General features: G+C 74.3%; 2 protein-coding genes. Both read left to right on the top strand.

What is annotated here, in order from left to right; all coding sequences use genetic code 11:
* Positions 1-1,094, top strand: a 1,094-nt coding sequence (locus ACXJKL_RS20745) for an ABC transporter ATP-binding protein (protein WP_457208885.1), incomplete at its 5' end; no start/stop codon positions are given.
* A 2-nt stretch (positions 1,095-1,096) separates the two neighbouring features.
* Positions 1,097-1,612: YqjF family protein (locus tag ACXJKL_RS20750; protein WP_457208886.1), on the top strand; the 516-nt coding region annotated here is incomplete at its 3' end.

The raw sequence follows: 1,612 nt of genomic DNA on the forward strand, positions 1-1,612 counted from the left end.
CCGTCGAGGCCCTCGGTCTCGGTCGCCGGCGGGTGGAGACCGGCGACGCCGACTGCGCCGCGTCGTACGACGCCGAGAAGTACACGCTGCGGCTGCGCACCGTGTTCTTCCCGAGCATGGAGCTGGCCTACCTGCTGCCGGTGGTGGGGACGCTGCTCTTCGGCGGCTGGCTCTACACCCGGGGCCAGGTCTCGCTGGCGGAGGTGACAACGGCGACGCTCTACGTGCAGATGCTCATCGACCCGGTCGACCGGCTGGTCTCGATCCTCGACGAGCTCCAGCTCGGCGCCGCCTCGCTCGCCCGCCTGCTCGGCGTCGCCCACGTCCCCGACGACCGGTCGGTGTCCGGGGAGCGGCCGGTGAGCGAGAAGCTCGAGGCCCAGGACGTGCGCTTCTCGTACGTCGAGGGGCGCGACGTGCTGCACGGCGTCGACCTCGACGTCGGGGTCGGCGAGCGGATCGCCATGGTCGGCCCGTCGGGGGCTGGCAAGTCGACCCTGGGCCGGCTGCTGGCCGGCATCCATCCCCCGCGCACCGGCCGGGTGACGGTCGGCGACGTCGGCCTGGTGGAGCTGCCGCTGGACGAGCTGCGCGGGCACGTGGCATTGGTGACCCAGGAGCACCACGTCTTCGTGGGCACCGTGCGGGAGAACCTCGTGCTGGCCCGCCCGGCCGCCTCGGACGACGAGATCCGGCAGGCGCTCGACGCTGTCGACGCGCTGGAGTGGGTCGACGGGCTGCCGTCGGGGCTGGACACGGTGGTCGGCTCCGGGGGCCGTGCGCTCACCGCCGCGCAGGCGCAGCAGGTCGCGCTGGGACGCCTGGTGCTCGCCGACCCGCACACGCTGGTCCTCGACGAGGCCACCTCGCTCATCGACCCCCGTGCCGCCCGGCACCTCGAGCGGTCGCTGGCCGCCGTGCTCGACGGCCGCACCGTCATCGCGATCGCGCACCGGCTCTTCTCCGCCCACGACGCCGACCGGGTGGCCGTGGTGGAGGACGGCGTCATCTCCGAGTTCGGCTCGCACGACGAGCTGGTCGCCGCCGGCGGCTCCTACGCCGCGCTGTGGGAGTCCTGGCACGGGAAGGCGTGAGCATGGAGCCCGAGCCGGTCACCCCGCTGTCGCCGCGACCGGCCGGGCGCACCGTCTTCACCCAGCGCTGGTCGGAGCTGGCCTTCCTGCACTGGGCGGTGCCGCCGGAGCGGGTGCAGGCACACCTGCCCGCCGGCACCCGGCCGGACACGATCGACGGGGCGACGTACGTCGGGCTCATCCCCTTCTGGATGCAGGGCATCGGGTTCCTCGGCTCGCCGGGCCTGCCCTACGTCGGGTCGTTCCACGAGACCAACGTCCGGCTCTACTCCGTCGACGATCAGGGCCGCCGCGGGGTGGTGTTCGTCAGCCTGGACGCGTCGCGGCTCGCGCCCGTGCTCGCCGCGCGCTGGGGTCCGCGACTGCCCTACCTGTGGTCGCGGATGGACCGCGAGCGCTCCGGCAGTCGGGTGACCTACACGTGCTCGCGCCGCTGGCCCGGGCCGCGCGGCGCCCGGTCGCGGATCGCGGTGGACGTCGGCGAGCCCCTCGGGGCCGGGCCGCTCGAGCACTTCCTC

Source organism: Nocardioides sp. P5_C9_2 (genome assembly GCF_054049555.1).